Here is a 525-nt window from a genome sequence, read left to right on the forward strand (position 1 = left end):
CATTGCCGGGTACGGGTCAGTGCTGACAGTGTGCTGGCCCCCTTTCTCAACCCGCAGGGGGCATTGCCTGCTTGGTTCGGCATTGAAATTATTGCCCAGACGATAGGCGTCTGGTCAGGCTGGCATGGCCGCCAGCAACAGCAACATCCCCCGCGTCCCGGCATGTTACTGGGGGGGCGCGGCTACCGCAGCGAGCAGGCGAGCTTCCCCGCCGACAGCGTGCTGGATATTCGCGTCAGTCTGCTGATGCGCGATGAAAAAATAGGCAGTTTCGACGGCGTCATCACCATTGATGGCGACACCTGGGCCCATGGCCGACTGAATACCTATCAGCCAGATGACCAGGAACTTCAACAACTTATGCAACAGGATATTCAGGAATGACGCGTTCTGTCTTAGTCACCGGCGCCAGTAAAGGTATCGGCCGCGCGATTGCGCTGCGCCTGGCCTCCGATGGATTTACCGTGGTCGTTCATTTTCACAGCGATGAGCAGGGCGCACGGGATACGCTGCACCAGATAGAAA

2 protein-coding genes are annotated in these 525 nt (G+C 58.5%); both read left to right on the top strand.

Going from position 1 to position 525, the window contains the following annotated elements:
- The coding region (locus WH277_RS02485) for an ApeP family dehydratase (protein ID WP_339504223.1) at positions 1 to 384 on the top strand (384 nt) is incomplete at its 5' end.
- Positions 381 to 525 (top strand): SDR family NAD(P)-dependent oxidoreductase (locus WH277_RS02490; protein ID WP_339504224.1); only part of this gene is annotated, 145 nt, incomplete at its 3' end. The genes WH277_RS02485 and WH277_RS02490, both read left to right, overlap by 4 nt.

Origin of the sequence: Erwinia sp. MYb416, from assembly GCF_037479575.1 — a bacterium.
Lineage (GTDB): Bacteria > Pseudomonadota > Gammaproteobacteria > Enterobacterales > Enterobacteriaceae > Erwinia > Erwinia rhapontici.